Annotated in this window: 11 protein-coding genes; 9 read left to right on the forward strand and 2 right to left on the reverse strand. The window is 61.2% G+C overall.

Going from position 1 to position 15,907, the window contains the following annotated elements; translation table 11 throughout:
- Positions 1-4: 4 nt before the first annotated feature.
- The 7 genes from QLQ16_RS00640 (at position 5) to QLQ16_RS00670 (ending at position 8,157) form a co-directional block, all read left to right on the forward strand.
- Entirely contained in the window at positions 5-799 is a 795-nt protein-coding gene (locus QLQ16_RS00640) for an enoyl-CoA hydratase (RefSeq protein WP_283222755.1), read from the forward strand.
- Positions 796-2,064, forward strand: coding sequence for a mechanosensitive ion channel family protein (locus tag QLQ16_RS00645; RefSeq protein WP_283222756.1), 1,269 nt, complete (start codon positions 796-798; stop codon positions 2,062-2,064). Before QLQ16_RS00640 ends, QLQ16_RS00645 begins: the two co-directional genes overlap by 4 nt.
- Positions 2,065-2,206: 142 nt before the next feature.
- Positions 2,207-2,962 (forward strand): electron transfer flavoprotein subunit beta/FixA family protein, encoded by a 756-nt coding sequence (locus QLQ16_RS00650; RefSeq protein WP_283222757.1) that lies wholly within the window; start codon positions 2,207-2,209, stop codon positions 2,960-2,962.
- Positions 2,963-2,974: 12 nt separating this feature from the next.
- Positions 2,975-3,907 carry an electron transfer flavoprotein subunit alpha/FixB family protein gene (locus QLQ16_RS00655; protein WP_283222758.1) on the forward strand — a complete coding sequence of 311 codons (933 nt, stop codon included), beginning with the start codon at positions 2,975-2,977 and terminating at the stop codon, positions 3,905-3,907.
- 75 nt (positions 3,908-3,982) lie between these two features.
- Entirely contained in the window at positions 3,983-5,776 is a 1,794-nt protein-coding gene (locus QLQ16_RS00660) for an acyl-CoA dehydrogenase (protein WP_283222759.1), read from the forward strand.
- A 264-nt stretch (positions 5,777-6,040) separates the two neighbouring features.
- Positions 6,041-6,994, forward strand: a complete 954-nt coding sequence (locus QLQ16_RS00665) for an NAD(P)H-dependent flavin oxidoreductase (protein WP_283222760.1) — start codon at positions 6,041-6,043, stop codon at positions 6,992-6,994.
- 29 nt (positions 6,995-7,023) lie between these two features.
- A complete protein-coding gene (locus QLQ16_RS00670; RefSeq protein ID WP_283222761.1) occupies positions 7,024-8,157 on the forward strand; it encodes an acyltransferase family protein in 1,134 nt (377 codons plus the stop codon).
- A gap of 19 nt (positions 8,158-8,176) precedes the next feature.
- On the opposite strand, the gene cphA is transcribed toward QLQ16_RS00670, so the two are convergent.
- Positions 8,177-10,747, reverse strand: coding sequence for a cyanophycin synthetase (gene cphA, locus QLQ16_RS00675; RefSeq protein WP_283222762.1), 2,571 nt, complete (start codon positions 10,745-10,747; stop codon positions 8,177-8,179).
- Between the two features lie 34 nt (positions 10,748-10,781).
- On the reverse strand, positions 10,782-12,953 hold the full coding sequence (locus QLQ16_RS00680; RefSeq protein ID WP_283222763.1) for a cyanophycin synthetase: 2,172 nt from the start codon (positions 12,951-12,953) through the stop codon (positions 10,782-10,784).
- Between the two features lie 177 nt (positions 12,954-13,130).
- Between QLQ16_RS00680 and QLQ16_RS00685 the strand changes: the two genes are divergently transcribed.
- Together QLQ16_RS00685 and QLQ16_RS00690 are read left to right on the forward strand one after the other, a co-directional pair.
- Entirely contained in the window at positions 13,131-15,425 is a 2,295-nt protein-coding gene (locus QLQ16_RS00685; RefSeq protein ID WP_283222764.1) for a cyanophycin metabolism-associated ABC transporter, read from the forward strand.
- Positions 15,422-15,886 (forward strand): cyanophycin metabolism-associated DUF1854 family protein, encoded by a 465-nt coding sequence (locus tag QLQ16_RS00690; RefSeq protein ID WP_283222765.1) that lies wholly within the window; start codon positions 15,422-15,424, stop codon positions 15,884-15,886. The genes QLQ16_RS00685 and QLQ16_RS00690 overlap by 4 nt, the downstream gene beginning before the upstream one ends.
- Positions 15,887-15,907 lie beyond the last annotated feature (21 nt).

Raw genomic sequence — 15,907 nt, forward strand, 5'->3', positions numbered from 1 at the left:
GTGCATGACCTCTACCGCTCATCCATCTGACATCTTGCTGCATGAACGCGATGCCCGCGGCGTGCACCGGCTGACCCTCAACAGCCCCAGCACCTTCAACACCTTGGGTGAGGCTATGCTGGCGGCTTTGCAGAACGCTTTTGTGCAGGTTGAACAAGATGCCGACGCGCGCCTGGTGGTGCTGGGCGCTGCGGGCAAGGCCTTTTGCGCTGGGCACAACCTCAAGGAAATGCGCGCACAGCCCGAGTTGAACTATTACCAAAAGCTGTTTGCGCAGTGCACGCGCATGATGTTGTCGATCCAAAGCTTGCCCGTCCCCGTGATCGCGCGAGTGCAGGGCGTGGCCACCGCTGCGGGGTGCCAGCTGGTCGCCCAGTGCGATTTGGCCGTGGCGGCCCAAGGCGTGCAGTTTGGCGTCAATGGCATCGATGTGGGCTTGTTTTGCGCCACACCCAGCGTGCCCTTGGTGCGCAACATGCCTGCCAAGCAGGCCATGGAAATGCTGCTCACAGGCGGCTTCATTTCGGCGGATGAGGCTTGTCAGCGCGGCTTGATCAACCGCGTCGCGCCCGTGTCTGAATTGGATGCGCAGGTCAACACCCTGGTGGATGCGATTTTGGCCAAACCTCGCGAAGCGGTGCGCCTGGGCAAAGCCCTGTTTTACAAGCAGCGCGAGATGGGCATCGAGGCTGCCTACCAGTTGGCCGGCCAAACCATGGCTTGCAATATGGTCCACGAGGTGGCGCAAGAGGGCGTTCAGGCCTTCATCGAGAAACGAAACCCTGCGTGGAAACCATGAAATCCGTTCACATCGCTGACCCCATGGCCTGGCTAGACGCCTTGCTCCAGCCCGAGTCGTTGATGGCGATTGCAGCCTTTGTCTTGTGCATCCTTTTGTCCTGGCTCTTGGTGTGGGGGCTGCGCCGACTTTTGCCAGGCCATGAGCTCAAGGTGCTGCTCGGCCGCAAGCTGGTCGACGGCGTGTTGTTTCCGGTCTTGTTGCTGGTCTTGACCTTTGTCGCCCGCACCGCCTTGACGCACGACCATGCGCTGGTGATGTTTGAAATTTTGCTGCCGGTTTGCACCTCCTTGGCCGCGATTCGGCTGGGGGTCAAGGTCTTGCAAGCGGCCTTTGCCGGTGCGCCCTTTGTGCGGGCGCTGGAGCGGACCATTTCCTGGTTGGCGTGGGGCGGGGTGGTGCTGTGGGTCACGGGCATCTTGCCGCTGGTGCTGAGCGAGCTTGACCAAATCCATTGGAAAGTGGGTGCGACGGTGCTGTCGGTGCGCACTTTGCTGGAGGGGGCCCTGACGGCTTGTGCGGTGCTCATTGTGGTGCTGTGGATTTCGTCTGCCATCGAGGCGCGTTTGTTGAAGTCGGCCACTGGCAGTGATTTGTCGCTGCGCAAAGTGATCAGCAACACGGTGCGCGCTCTGTTGATGTTTGTGGGCTTGTTGTTGGCCCTGTCTTCGGTGGGCATTGACTTGACCGCCTTGTCTGTTTTGGGCGGGGCTGTGGGGGTTGGCATCGGTTTTGGCCTGCAAAAACTGGCGGCCAACTATGTCAGTGGCTTTGTGATCTTGGCCGAGCGCAGCGTGCGCATCGGTGACACGGTCCGGGTTGACGGTTTTGAAGGCCGTATCACCGACATCAAGGCCCGTTACACCGTGATCCGCGCTGCCAATGGCCGTGAGTCCATCGTGCCCAATGAATTGATGATCACCCAGCGGATCGAAAACTGGACCCTGTCGGATGCCCAAGTGGCTCAGAGCACCACCGTGGTGGTGGCTTATGACAGCAGCGTTGAGCAAGTGATCGAATTGCTGAGCCAAGCCTGTGTCTCTCATGAGCGGGTCTTGGCTGAGCCTGCGCCGCTGGTGGCCTTGTCGGCCTTTGGGGCGGATGGCCTGGAGTTCACAGTGACTTATTGGCTGGACGATGTCGCCAATGGGCAGATGAATCTGAAATCGGACATCAATCGGGCGATTTTCAAAGCTTTGCAGGCGCACCAGATCCAGATTCCTTTCCCTCAAAGGATGGTTCATCTGAGCGGGCCGGGCGCTTGAGCGTATAAAATTCGAACGGTCGTTCTTTTTTACTGCCAGACGGTTGGCCTGATGCCGGTTCTGGTGCACAATTGACGTTTACGTAACGTCAACTGTTGGCGATGGGCTTGGCCCTGATATTTCAATCAATGGAGATGCTTTCATGAAAATTCTTGTTCCCGTGAAACGGGTGGTGGACTACAACGTCAAAGTGCGCGTCAAGTCCGACAACAGCGGCGTGGACATTGCCAACGTCAAGATGAGCATGAACCCTTTTGACGAGATCGCTGTCGAAGAAGCTGTGCGCCTGAAAGAAAAAGGCCTGGCCACCGAGGTGATCGCCGTCTCTTGCGGTGTGGCCCAGTGCCAAGAAACCCTGCGCACCGCCATGGCCATCGGTGCCGACCGTGGCATTTTGGTCGAAACGCCTGCGGACCTGGACCTGCAGCCCCTGGCCGTGGCCAAGCTGCTCAAGGCCTTGGTCGACAAAGAGCAACCTGGCCTGATCATCTTGGGCAAGCAAGCCATCGACGACGACTGCAACCAAACCGGCCAGATGCTGGCCGCTTTGGCCGACTTGCCCCAAGCCACCTTCGCCTCCAAGGTGGAGATCGTGGACGGCAAAGCCCAAGTGACCCGCGAGATCGACGGGGGTCTGGAGACCCTGTCGGTGTCCATGCCTGCGGTGGTGACCACCGACTTGCGCCTGAACGAGCCACGCTATGTGACCTTGCCCAACATCATGAAGGCCAAGAAAAAGCAGCTCGACACCTTCAAGCCTGAAGACCTGGGCGTGGATGTGGCCCCCCGCATCAAGACCCTCAAGGTCGCAGAACCTGCCAAGCGCAGCGCCGGCATCAAGGTGCCCGATGTCGCCACCTTGGTGGACAAGCTCAAGAACGTGGCCAAAGTGATCTAAGGACTGAACAACATGACCTCCCTTGTTATTGCAGAACACGACAACGCCTCCATCAAAGGCGCGACCCTGAACACCGTCACGGCCGCGGCCGCTTGCGGTGGTGATGTGCACGTGCTGGTCGCGGGCCACAACGCAGGCGCTGCAGCAGCGGCTGCCGCCCAGATCGCTGGCGTGGCCAAAGTGATCCACGCCGACAGCGAAGCGCTGGCCCATGGCCTGGCCGAAAACGTCGCTGCCCAAGTGCTCGCCATCGCTGGCAACTACAGCCACATCCTGTTCCCCGCCACCGCAGGCGGCAAGAACGTGGCCCCCCGCGTGGCGGCCAAGTTGGACGTGGCCCAGATCTCCGACATCACCAAAGTCGACAGCCCTGACACCTTCGAGCGCCCCATCTACGCGGGCAATGCGATCGCCACCGTGCAATCCACCGACGCGACCAAAGTCATCACCGTGCGCACCACCGGCTTTGACGCCGCTGCCGCCACCGGTGGCGCAGCCGCCGTGGAAAGCGCAGCCGCACAAGCGGACAGCGGCAAGAGCAGCTTTAAGGGCAGCGAGATCGCCAAGAACGACCGCCCCGAGTTGACCGCAGCCAAGATCATCGTCTCGGGTGGCCGCGCTTTGGGCAGCTCGGAGAAGTTCAACGAAGTGATGACGCCCCTGGCCGACAAGCTGGGCGCTGCCATCGGTGCCAGCCGCGCTGCGGTGGACGCGGGCTACGCGGCCAACGACCTGCAAGTGGGCCAGACCGGCAAGATCGTCGCACCTCAGCTGTATGTCGCTTGCGGCATCTCGGGCGCGATCCAGCACTTGGCGGGCATGAAGGACTCCAAAGTGATCGTGGCGATCAACAAGGACCCCGAAGCGCCGATCTTCAGCGTGGCGGACTTTGGCTTGGAGGCCGATTTGTTCGCCGCTGTGCCTGAACTCACCCAGGCCCTCTGACCTTTCAGCACCTCACAAAAGGCATCGTTCGCGATGCCTTTTTTGTAACCTCACACAGACTTACCGGAGACTTTCATGAGCTACACCGCACCTCTCAAAGACATGCTGTTCAACATCGAGCATTTGGCCCGCATCGACCAGATCGCGCAGATCCCCGGCTTTGAAGATGCCGGTCTGGAAACCGCGCAAGCGGTGCTCGAAGAGTGCGGCAAGCTCAACACGGAAGTCATCGCGCCGCTGAACTGGGAGGGCGACAAAAACCCGTCTTTCCACCACAGTGGCAACCAAGTCACGACGACACCGGGCTTCAAGGAAGCCTACAAACAGTTCACACAAGGCGGCTGGCAAAGCCTGCAGCACCCTGCCGAGTTTGGCGGTCAGGGGCTGCCCAAGACCATCGGTGCGGCCTGTGGCGAAATGCTCAATTCGGCTAACATGAGTTTCGCCTTGTGCCCCATGCTGACCGACGGTGCGATCGAAGCGTTGCTCACGGCCGGCTCGGACGACATGAAGGCCAAGTACCTCGAAAAACTCATTTCGGGCGAGTGGACCGGCACCATGAACCTGACCGAACCCCAAGCGGGCTCGGACCTGGCGGCCGTGCGCACCCGCGCAGAACCTCAGCCTGACGGCACCTACAAAGTGTTTGGCACCAAGATCTACATCACCTACGGTGAGCACGACATGGCCGAGAACATCATCCATCTGGTGTTGGCCCGTGTGCAGGGTGCACCCGAAGGCGTCAAGGGCATCAGCTTGTTTGTGGTCCCCAAATTCATGGTCAATGGCGATGGTTCGCTGGGTGAGCGCAACGATGTGCATTGCGTCTCCATCGAACACAAGATGGGCATCAAGGCCAGCCCCACGGCTGTCTTGCAGTACGGTGACCACGGCGGCGCCATCGGCTTTTTGGTCGGCGAAGAAAACCGTGGCCTTGAATACATGTTCATCATGATGAATGCGGCCCGTTATGCGGTGGGTGTGCAAGGCATCTCGATTGCCGAGCGTGCTTACCAGCATGCCGTGCAGTACGCCCGTGACCGCATTCAAAGCCGCCCTGTGGACGGCAGCTTGCCCGCCGCAGGCCCCATCATTCACCACCCCGATGTGCGCCGCATGCTCATGACCATGCGTGCCTACACCGAGGGCTGCCGTTCCTTGGCTTCAGTGGCTGCCGCTGCCTACGATGCCGCGCACCACCACCCCGATGCCGACGTGCGCAAGCAAAACCAGTCCTTCTACGAATTCATGGTGCCGCTGGTCAAGGGCTACAGCACCGAGATGAGCCTGGAAGTCACCAGCTTGGGCGTGCAGGTGCACGGCGGCATGGGCTTCATCGAAGAAACCGGCTGCGCCCAGTACTACCGCGATGCCAAGATCCTGACGATCTACGAAGGCACTACGGCTATCCAGGCCAACGATTTGGTGGGTCGCAAGACCTCGCGCGACGGGGGCCAGACCGCCAAAGCCCTGGCCGATCAAGTGGCGCAGACCGAAAACGCATTGATCGCTTCGGGCAACACCGACGCACTGGCCATGGCCAAGCGTTTGAAGGCCGCGCGTGAAGCGTTTGTGGATGTGGTCAATTTCGTGGCCGGCAACACCAAGGCCAAGCCCAACGACGTGTTCGCAGGCAGCGTGCCTTACCTGATGCTCACCGGCAACCTGATGGCGGGTTGGCAAATGGGTCGTGCTCTGTTGGTGGCTTTGACCCCCGAGGCGCAGGCACAAGACGCCGCTTTCATGGCCAGCAAGGTCACCACAGCGCGTTTTTACGCCGACCACATCCTGTCCAAGGTGCCCGGCATCCGCGACAGCATCGTGGAAGGTGCGGGCAGCGTGACCGAATTGGCGCTGGACGCGTTCTGAAGCAGGGATTGAACTTGTCATGCGCAATTGTGGGCATGACAAGTTCTTCAAGTCAGGCTTGATCAGCTGCGCACAAATTTTCGCCAGCAGGGCTGGCTCCCACATCCAGAGCCGCGCCAAAGGCAGCGACAAGACCCGCGTAGGAGCCAGCCCTGCTGGCGATCAGATGCCATTCGCTTGGCTTACCACCGGACTTGTCGCCCCGTCGACACCTGCTCAAGCGTTTGTTCTCTCACAATAGACAGATCATTTTCTGGAGACTCCATGTCCAAGTTGCCCCCCGTTCTGGCGAACCTGCCATTTCCTGTCATCGCGTCCCCTTTGTTCATCATCAGCAACCCCAAGCTGGTGATCGAGCAGTGCAAGGCAGGCGTTGTGGGCTCCATGCCTGCCTTGAACGCCCGCCCAGCTGCGCAACTGGAAGACTGGTTGGCTGAAATCACCGAAACACTGGCGGCCTACAACGCGGCCAACCCCGACAAGCCTGCGGCACCTTTTGCGATCAACCAGATCGTGCACAAAAGCAATGACCGCTTGGAACACGACATGGCCATGTGCGTGAAGTACAAGGTGCCGATCATCATCACCTCCCTGGGCGCGCGTGAAGAGATCAACCAAGCTGCACACAGCTACGGTGGTGTGGTGATGCACGACATCATCAACAACAAGTTCGCGCACAAGGCGATCGAAAAAGGCGCTGATGGCCTGATCGCTGTGGCGGCAGGTGCCGGTGGCCATGCGGGCGTGAAAAGCCCCTTTGCCTTGATCCAGGAAATCCGCCAGTGGTTCGATGGCCCGGTGGCCTTGTCGGGCTCGATTGCCTCGGGTGATGCCATTTTGGCGGCCCAAGCCATGGGTGCCGACTTTGCCTACATTGGCTCGGCTTTCATCGCCACGCAAGAAGCCCGCGCCGCTGAAGAGTACAAACAAGCCATTGTGGACAGCGATTCGGACGATATCGTCTACAGCAATCTGTTCACCGGCGTGCATGGCAATTACTTGGCCCCGTCCATCCGAGCAGCGGGCTTGGACCCGGACAACCTGCCCGAGTCGGACCCCAGCAAGATGAACTTTGGTGGTGACGCCAAAAAAGCCTGGAAAGACATCTGGGGCTGCGGCCAGGGCATTGGCGCGATCCAGTCGGTGCAAAGCACTGCCGATCTGGTGGCTCAATTCAAGCGCGAATACCAAGCTGCTCGCGCCCGCCTGGCGCTTTGAGTTCAGCGATCTCGCAAACAACCCAAGCCATGACCCCGCAACCATCGGGTCGTGCTTGGTTGCTCGATGTCCTCAAGGCGGTGGGCTGTGTGCTCATTGTTTTGCACCACTTGGCCTTTTATGGGCCGATGGCGGATGTGGTGATGCAAGCCTGGCCTGGCCTGATCGATTGGTTGTTTGACCGTGCTCGGCTTGCGGTTCAAATGTTTCTGGTGTGCGGTGGCTTTCTGACGGCGGCCAGCCTTTCCAAAATCACCCAGCTTGACTTGCACACCAGTGGGGTGCTGCTTTGGAGGCGCTACCTGCGCCTGGTCCTGCCTTTGTTGGCCGCGCTCAGTGCGGTGGTGGTGGTGTCTGAAATCATCCGCCCCCAGTTTGACCATCCTTCCTTGTCGGCATTGCCCCATTGGACCCAAGCTTGGGCGCATGTGGCTTTGTTGCAGCACGTGCTGGACATGGAGGCCTTGTCGGCTGGCGTCTGGTATGTGGCCATGGACTTTCAGCTGTATGCGAGCGCTTTGTTGGTGTTGGCATTGGCACAGCGCCTGAGCGCTTGGTGGCCCACGGATTCGCCCGGTTCATGGGGCCAAGGCATTTGGCTCATGTTGGTGGTCGCTTCCTTGTGGTGGTGGAGCGGAGACGACCGTCTGGACGATTACGCCGTGTATTTTTATGGCGCCTATGGGCTGGGCTGGCTGGCTTACCAACATCGTGCAGTGGGTTTGTCCCGCCAAACCTGGCGGTTGTTGCTGTTGGTCGCCGTGGTGGCTTTCTGGCTGGATCCACGCTGGCGCCTGGTCACGGCCCTGGCCGTGGCGATCCTGTTGGCCACCGCACCAGCGTCTTGCCTTTCGTCGCAGGATGTCAAGTTCCCGGGGGCTCGGGCCATTCAATGGCTCTCACGGATTTCTTATTCCGTGTTTGTGATCCATTTTTCGGTGAGCTTGGCGGTCAATGCCTGTGTGACGCAATTTTGGCCTGGTCAACTGTGGCCCAACGGATGGGGCATGTTGGCCGCCTTGGGCTTGTCGCTGTGCGCGGGTGCGGCGCTTTACAAGTGGGTTGAACAACCCCGTCCCAGTCTGCAGCGCTGGGCCGCGTGGGTTGTGGTGTTCATGGCCAGCGTGGCGCTGGCCATGAAGATCAACGGCCTGGCCGGCTGAACGGCATCAGGCGGCCCACTCAGGCAGCCGCTTTGACCTTCTCGGTGATGTAGGCCAAGGCTTCCTCCACCTGGTCGATCAGGATCAGACACAGATCGCCCTGCGCAAGGCGAGCCAGCGCTTTGTCAATGGCGTTGAATTCGCCCTGGATGTCTTCGACATGGCTGGTGCGGGCGGCGCCTTGCAGGCCTTCACGCAAAAGCTTGAGCACTTCACCATCGGCACGGCCGCGCTGGCAGGCGTCCTGGTAAAGCAGCACATCGTCAAAAGCCGCACCCAGAATCTGGGTCTGGTCGCGGATGTCTTGATCGCGCCGGTCACCGGCACCGCTGATCACCACCACGCGCTTGTTGGCGGGCATGTTGTCCACCGCCTGCACCAGCGCCTGAATGGCGTCCGGGTTGTGGCCGTAGTCCGCGATCAAGGTGGCACCTTGGTAGTCGAACACATTGAAGCGGCCAGGCACGCCCTGGATGTCGCTGATGAAGGTTGACAGGCCTTGGGCGATCGCATCCCAAGGCACGTTCACGGCCCAAGCGGCGCCCACAGCGGCCATCACGTTTTCGGTCTGAAAGCCGATCTGTCCTTGTCGGGTCAGCGGCACATTGGCCAGCGGGATGCGGAAAATCTGTTTGCCCTTTTGAGCCACGATGTCGCCGTCATCGGTGTAGACCACCCGCTTGCCTTGGGCGCGGTGCGCGGCCAACACGGGTTGGTGCATGTCCAGCGCAAAGAAGGTCACATCGCCAGGGCAGTGGTGCGCCATGGCCACCACAGCCGGGTCGGCCGCGTTGAGCACGGCCATGCCCGTGGGCTCGACGTTGAGCACGATCACGCGCTTGAGCACCGACAGGTCTTCGAGTGTGGTGATGTAGTTCAGGCCCAGGTGGTCACCCGCGCCCAAGTTGGTCACGATGGCCACTTTGCAGCGGTCAAAGGCCTGGCCTTCGCGCAGCAAGCCGCCACGGGCGGTCTCGAACACGGCCGCGTCCACATCGGGGTGCATCAGCACATTGCGGGCGCTGCGTGGGCCGCTGCAGTCGCCAGAATCGGTCTGGCGGCCATTGACGTAAACGCCATCGGTGTTGGTCATGCCCACGCGCAGGCCTTGGGTTCGCAGCAGGTGCGCGGTCAGGCGCACGGTGGTGGTTTTGCCGTTGGTGCCGGTCACGGCGATCACGGGCACACGGCCGCTGTCGCCATCGGGGTACATGTGGTCGAGGACGGCTTTGCCTACATCACGGCCTTTGCCATATGAGGGGCTGATGTGCATGCGCAGGCCAGGAGCGGCGTTGACCTCCACGATGCCGCCGTTTTGCTCTTCGAGCGGGCGCATCACCGATTCGCACACCACGTCCACACCGCAAATGTCCAGGCCCACCATTTGGGCGGCCTCGATCACACGGGCGGCCACTTCGGGGTGCACATCGTCAGTGACATCGGTGGCGGTGCCGCCAGTCGACAGGTTGGCGTTGTTGCGCAAGATCACGCGGCGGCCTTTGACGGGCACTGACTCGGGCTCCAGCCCTTGCTCGTGCAAACGACCGATGGCGATGTCATCGAATCGGATTTTGGTGAGCGACGTGGAGTGCCCCGTGCCCCGGCGTGGGTCTGCGTTGACCTGGTCCACCAATTGGCGCACGGTGTGCTTGCCGTCACCCACCACCAAAGGCGGTTCTCGGCGGGCTGCTGCCACCAGCTTGTTGCCCACCACCAGCAGGCGGTAGTCGTGGCCTGGCAGGAATTTTTCGACCAAGACCACGCCGTAACGCACAGCGGTGGCGTAGGCCGCCTCAAACGCCGCACGGTCGGTGATGTTGACCGACACGCCTTTGCCTTGGTTGCCGTCTTGGGGTTTGACCACAACGGGCAAACCGACTTCGAGGGCGATGGCCCAGGCTTCTTCGAGGCTGCCCGAGGGTCGGCCCATCGGCACAGGCACACCCGCGGCGTGCAACAGGCTCTTGGTCAGGTCTTTGTCTTGGGCGATCGACTCGGCGATGGCGCTGGTGCTGTCGATTTCTGCGGCCTGGATGCGGCGTTGTTTGGCGCCCCAGCCAAACTGCACCAGACTGCCGTCGGTCAAGCGCCGAATGGGCACGCCCCGCGCCAGGGCTGCGTCCACGATGGCACCCGTGGAGGGGCCCAGGCGCACGTCTTCATTGAGTTCATGCAACTGCGCAATGGCCGCTTCCAGATCGTAGCCAGCGCCTGCGATGGCGGCTTTGCACAACTGCTCGGCCAGATCCAGCGCCAGGCGCCCGACCGACTCTTCGGAATACTCCACCACCACTTGGTAGACGCCCGCTTCTTGGGTGGGCGTGGTGCGGCTGAACGAGACGGGGCAACCCGCTTGCGTTTGCAAGCCCAAGGTGACCTTTTCCAGGGCGTGCGCCATGGAAATCGTCTGGCCTGGACGCACGCTGTCAAAAGGGCCGACTTCGGGGAAGATGCGGCGCAGTTTCTGCTCGACCGGGTGTTGGGGGCTCAGACCCTGCTCGCCGGGCGTGCAGGTGATGATGACTTCGATGGCCGTGTGGCGGCTCCACAAGTTGGGGCCGCGCAAGGCGCGAATTCGGGACACTTCCATGAAGAGGGGTTCCTGTTGTTCTTCTGAAGCCGTATCAGACGGCTGGGGTTTGGCCGTAGCTCTTGACACCGGCGCGGATCAAATCGGCGCCCATGTCCATGGCCCATGCGGCGCAAGCGGCAATCAACATGTCATTTTGACTGAGGGAATTGGTTTTCAGCAGGCGCGCCACGGCGGGGCGCTGAATCGACAGCACGGCTTGTTCTTTGGCTTCTTGGGCCAAGATCAGTTGGTCATCACGCCAGAATCCGATGCGGCCCCCTTCAGCCCGGTGGGCAGCAAGGCGTGGCTCGGCTTCGTCATGGGCGTACAAAATCACGCCACCGTCGCTGTATTGGGCCAAATCGGCCACGGCTTCATCGGCTGCATTGAGCACGGCAAAACCGGTGCTCAGCACCAGATCGATCTGGGTGCGGATGTAGCTGGGCATCTTTTCGTCGGGGCCGGGGTAGAGGTCTTCCAAGGGCGCTGCCTTGGGCATGCTGGTGACGATGCCCACTTGGCAGCGGTCATACGGCAGGCCTTGGGTCAGCAGACGGCGGGCATCACTTTCAAAGACAGCTGCTTGCACCGATCGGTTGACCAGCAACCGCTCGGCTTGGTCAAAGTCCATGGCATTGGTTTTTTGCAGGCAGCGCTGGTTCATGTACAGGCCATCGGCGCAGGCCAGGCCGGTGTACAGGCCTTTGAGGTGCAAGAGCCAAGCGATCAGTTTGGCGCTGCGGGTGGTGTCACCGTCGCCCATGATGCCGACAACCGGAATGCGACCGGTTTCGTTGGCGGGGATCAGGTGCTGTGCAATGGCTTCGCCCACGGGGCGGGCTTGGCCCTCGGCCGGGTTCAGGTGCATCAGCAGGCTGGGGCCGGCATTGACTTCCACCACCACGCCTTGGTCGGCCAGGGGCTGGCGGATGTCGGGGGTGACCACGTCCACACCGGCGATGTCCAAGCCCACCATGCGGGCGGCCAGCACGGCTTGGGCGGCCACATCGGGGTGCACGATGTCGGTGACATCGGTGGTCATGTTGCCGGTGCGTTTGACCAACACGGTTTGGCCCGCAGCAGGCACGCTGTCGGGGGTCAGGCCCTGGCGGGCCAGTTCCAGCACTTCGGGGCTGTTTTCACGGAGCTTGACCAGCTCCAGTGGCAAACTGCCGTCGCTGCCGCGTCGGGGGTCGGCGTTGATTTGCAGATTGACCAAGTCGCGCACGCTGTGTTGGCCGTCGCCGGTCACGCTGGCGGTCTCTCCACGGCTGGCGGCCACCAGGCGGTCGCCAACCACCAAAAGACGGTGCTCCGAGCCGCGAATGAAGCGCTCGACAATGACTTCGCTGCCTTGCGCCAAGGCAATGGCGTAGGCTGCTTCGACGTCGGCTTGGGTGCTCAGATCAAGTGAAACACCACGGGCGCGGTTGCCATCGCTGGGCTTGACGCAGACGGGCAGGCCAATGTCCTGGGCCGCGGCCCAAGCGGCAGCGGGGCTGTCCACCACCTGGCCTTCGGGCACGGGCACACCGCACATGGCCAGCAGGTTCTTGGTCAGGTCTTTGTCTTTGGAGATGCCTTCAGCGATCGCGCTGGTGCGGTCGGTCTCGGCCGTCCAGATGCGGCGTTGGTTCACGCCATGGCCGAGCTGCACCAAATTACCCGCGTTCAGGCGGATGTAGGGCACACGGCGCTCGTAAGCAGCTTCGACGATGCTGGCGGTGCTGGGGCCCACATACAAGGCATCAACCATGTCGGTGAGTTTGGCGATCGCGCCGGGCACGTCGTAGGGCGTGTCATGGATGGCGGCCAAGATCAGTTCACGGGCCATTTCCAGTGAGCTTCGGCCCACGGTTTCGTGGTCGGTGCGCACGACCACCTTGTAAACGCCACGGGGCCCGGCTTCGCGAGCCTTACCAAAGCTCATGGCCATGCCGGCGCGGCTTTGCAGCTCCAAGCTGACGTGTTCGAGGATGTGCCCCGCCCAAGTGCCGGTGTCCAAACGTTGAAAGAAACCACCGCGCACACCGGGCGTGCAGTAGTGTTCGATCATCTGGGGCAGCCAGGCTTTGAGCCGGTCATTGAAGCCAGGCAGGAGGTTGGAGGGGAAGTCTTCCAGCTCGCCAATGTCGATCAAGGCTTCGATGACCGAGCGGTAAGTCCAGATGTTGGGCCCACGCAGGTAAGTCATGCGCAGGAATTGGATGTTTTTGGCGCTCATGGATGGAGGGGGCAGCGATACAATGATCGGCCGGTCAAGGCAGCGGCCAAAGTGTTGACAAGAAGCTCAGGATTCAAAAAAAACATGGGCAGTTTTGTTGCAGTCTTTGGCCAAATCAATGGTTGTTTTTTCTCGACTCGCCGAATTGGCGTGTGGGGCACTTAGCGGTTCACCTTCATGACTCCAACACCTTCTTCAGTTTTGCCGCGTTCGGTGGTTCCGGATGCTTGGCAGGCCGAGGTTTCTGCGCATCTTCAATCAGAAGAAAACGTTTCAGCCTGGCTGGAGGTTGACCTCGATGGGGAACTGCTGTTTGCGAAAAATGTCATTATTTTGACCGATCGGCGGGTTTTATCACCCGGTCATGCAGAAAAAAGTTGGCAAAGTTGGCCCTTGCAGCCCGATTTGGCCCTGAAACTTAATGACCATGCGGGTGTGGGCACCCTGGAGCTGACCCACACAGGGGGGCGATTGGCCGTTTGGCGCTTCACTTTGGGCTTGCAGTCTGCGGTGGCCCGTTGGGTCAGCCAGTTCGAAAACCAGATGGCCCAAATGGCCAGCGATGGCCGCCCTTTGCAAAAGGCCTTGTCTGTGTCGGTCTGCCCGGTGTGCCAGGCCGTCATGCGCGAAGACGACGACGAGTGCCCCAGCTGCGGGCGCGAAGACCTGGCACCGCCCTCGACTTGGACCCTGCTCAAGCTGTGGCGCTTTGCCAAGCCCTACAAACGCTCTTTGCTGGGGGGCTTTGTGCTGACACTGGCCTCGACGGCGGCCACCTTGGTCCCACCGTACCTGACCATGCCGCTGATGGACGACATCCTGATTCCGTACCAGAACGGCGCACCGATTGACCCCCAGTTGGTCTCCATGTACCTGCTGGGCTTGCTGGGTGCGGCCATGCTGGCCTGGGTCTTGGGCTGGGCCAAAACCTACATCCTGGCCCTGGTGTCCGAGCGCATCGGTGCCGATTTGCGCACCACCACCTACGAGCATTTGCTCAAGCTCTCGCTGGAATACTTTGGCGACCGCCGCACCGGCGACTTGATCGCCCGCATCGGCAACGAAACCGACCGCATCAACGTGTTTTTGTCTTTGCACCTGCTGGACTTTGCGACCGATGTGCTGATGATCATGATGACCGCGGTCATCCTGTTCACCATCAACCCGACCTTGGCCATGGTGACCTTGCTGCCGCTGCCCTTCATCGGCTGGTTGATCCATGTGGTGCGCGAACGCCTGCGCACCGGCTTTGAAAAGATCGACCGCGTCTGGGCCGAAGTGACCAATGTGCTGGCCGACACCATCCCCGGCATCCGCGTGGTCAAGGCCTTTGCTCAGGAAGACCGCGAAGCCACCCGCTTCAAGGACGCCAACCGACACAACCTGATGGTCAACGACCGCCTCAACCGGGTCTGGGCCTTGTTCTCGCCCACCGTCACGCTGATGACCGAAGTGGGCTTGCTGGTGGTCTGGGGCTTTGGCATCTGGCTGGTCTCGGACGACCAAATCACCGTGGGTGTGCTCACCGCATTCTTAGCCTACATCGGCCGCTTTTATGGCCGCTTGGACACGATGAGCCGCATCGTCTCGCACACCCAAAAAGCCGCCTCGGGCGCCAAGCGCATTTTTGACATCTTGGACCACGTCTCCAGCGTGCCCGAGCCGGTCAATCCTTTGCCGCTGCCACCGGTGCAAGGGCGCATCACGGTGCGCGACGCCGGTTTTCGTTATGGCAACCGCGCCGTGATCCGCCAGCTCAACCTCGACATCCAGCCCGGTCAGATGATCGGACTGGTGGGCCACAGCGGTTCGGGCAAAAGCACCTTGGTCAACCTGATCTGCCGTTTTTATGACCTGACCGAAGGCGCGATCGAGCTCGATGGCACCGACATCCGTCAGCTCAAAATCGCCGATTACCGCAGCCAAATCGGCCTGGTCTTGCAAGAGCCCTTCCTGTTCTTTGGCACGATCGCCGACAACATCGCTTACGGCAAACCCGGCGCGACCCGCGAAGACATCGTGGCCGCTGCCCGCGCCGCGCACGCACACGAGTTCATCTTGCGCATGCCGCAGGGTTATGACTCGCTGGTGGGGGAGCGCGGCCAGGGCTTGTCGGGTGGTGAGCGCCAGCGCATCTCGATCGCGCGCGCATTGCTCATCAACCCGCGCATTTTGATTTTGGACGAGGCCACTTCGGCAGTGGACACCGAGACCGAAAAAGAGATTCAACGCGCTCTGGACAACCTGGTGCGCGGTCGCACCACGATTGCCATCGCGCACCGCTTATCGACTTTGCGCAAAGCCGATCGCCTGGTGGTCATGGACAAAGGCGTGGTGGTCGAAGAAGGCTCGCACGAGGAATTGATCGAAGCCCAGGGTGCTTACTGGCGCCTGTATGAAGCGCAGCAACGCCAAGCCGAAGCCGAGGCGGTCTTGGGCGGCAGCACAGAAGAACAAAAGGTGAGCGCATGAACGCATTTGACTTGCAACGCGATGCCTATGGCCGCTGGACTTTGGTGCTGGCCGATGGCACGCGCCACGCGCCCGTGACCGCCATTCGCGCTTACCCGATCACCGACCCGGAGGGCGGCGTGGCCTTGATGGACGCCGAAGGCCATGAGTTGCTGTGGATTGACCACATGGCCCAGTTGGCGCCGACGGCGCGCAATCAGGTGCTGCAGGCCCTGACGGAGCGCGAGTTTTTGCCTGTGATCGAAAAGCTCGAAGGCGTCAGCAGCTTTGCCACGCCCAGCACTTGGACGGTGGTGACCAACCGCGGCACCACCCAGTTCTTGCTCAAAGGCGAAGAAGACATCCGCCGCCTGACTGGCACGGTGCTCTTGATCAACGACGCCGATGGCGTGCAGTACATGATCCGCGACCTCGCGGCCATGGACAAACACTCGCGCAAGCTGCTCGACCGCTTCCTGTAGGTCGGACCTTCAGGTCCGACG

Source organism: Limnohabitans lacus, from assembly GCF_030053395.1.
In the GTDB taxonomy this organism is placed as follows: Bacteria; Pseudomonadota; Gammaproteobacteria; order Burkholderiales; family Burkholderiaceae_C; genus Limnohabitans_A; species Limnohabitans_A lacus.

Bases quoted from the DNA above. Each gene is read 5' to 3' on its own strand.
- QLQ16_RS00640 (WP_283222755.1), top strand. From the start codon at position 5: ATGACCTCTACCGCTCATCCATCTGACATCTTGCTGCATGAACGCGAT.
- QLQ16_RS00645 (WP_283222756.1), top strand. From the start codon at position 796: ATGAAATCCGTTCACATCGCTGACCCCATGGCCTGGCTAGACGCCTTG.
- QLQ16_RS00650 (WP_283222757.1), top strand. From the start codon at position 2,207: ATGAAAATTCTTGTTCCCGTGAAACGGGTGGTGGACTACAACGTCAAA.
- QLQ16_RS00655 (WP_283222758.1), top strand. From the start codon at position 2,975: ATGACCTCCCTTGTTATTGCAGAACACGACAACGCCTCCATCAAAGGC.
- QLQ16_RS00660 (WP_283222759.1), top strand. From the start codon at position 3,983: ATGAGCTACACCGCACCTCTCAAAGACATGCTGTTCAACATCGAGCAT.
- QLQ16_RS00665 (WP_283222760.1), top strand. From the start codon at position 6,041: ATGTCCAAGTTGCCCCCCGTTCTGGCGAACCTGCCATTTCCTGTCATC.
- QLQ16_RS00670 (WP_283222761.1), top strand. From the start codon at position 7,024: ATGACCCCGCAACCATCGGGTCGTGCTTGGTTGCTCGATGTCCTCAAG.
- cphA (WP_283222762.1), bottom strand. From the start codon at position 10,747: ATGGAAGTGTCCCGAATTCGCGCCTTGCGCGGCCCCAACTTGTGGAGC.
- QLQ16_RS00680 (WP_283222763.1), bottom strand. From the start codon at position 12,953: ATGAGCGCCAAAAACATCCAATTCCTGCGCATGACTTACCTGCGTGGG.
- QLQ16_RS00685 (WP_283222764.1), top strand. From the start codon at position 13,131: ATGACTCCAACACCTTCTTCAGTTTTGCCGCGTTCGGTGGTTCCGGAT.
- QLQ16_RS00690 (WP_283222765.1), top strand. From the start codon at position 15,422: ATGAACGCATTTGACTTGCAACGCGATGCCTATGGCCGCTGGACTTTG.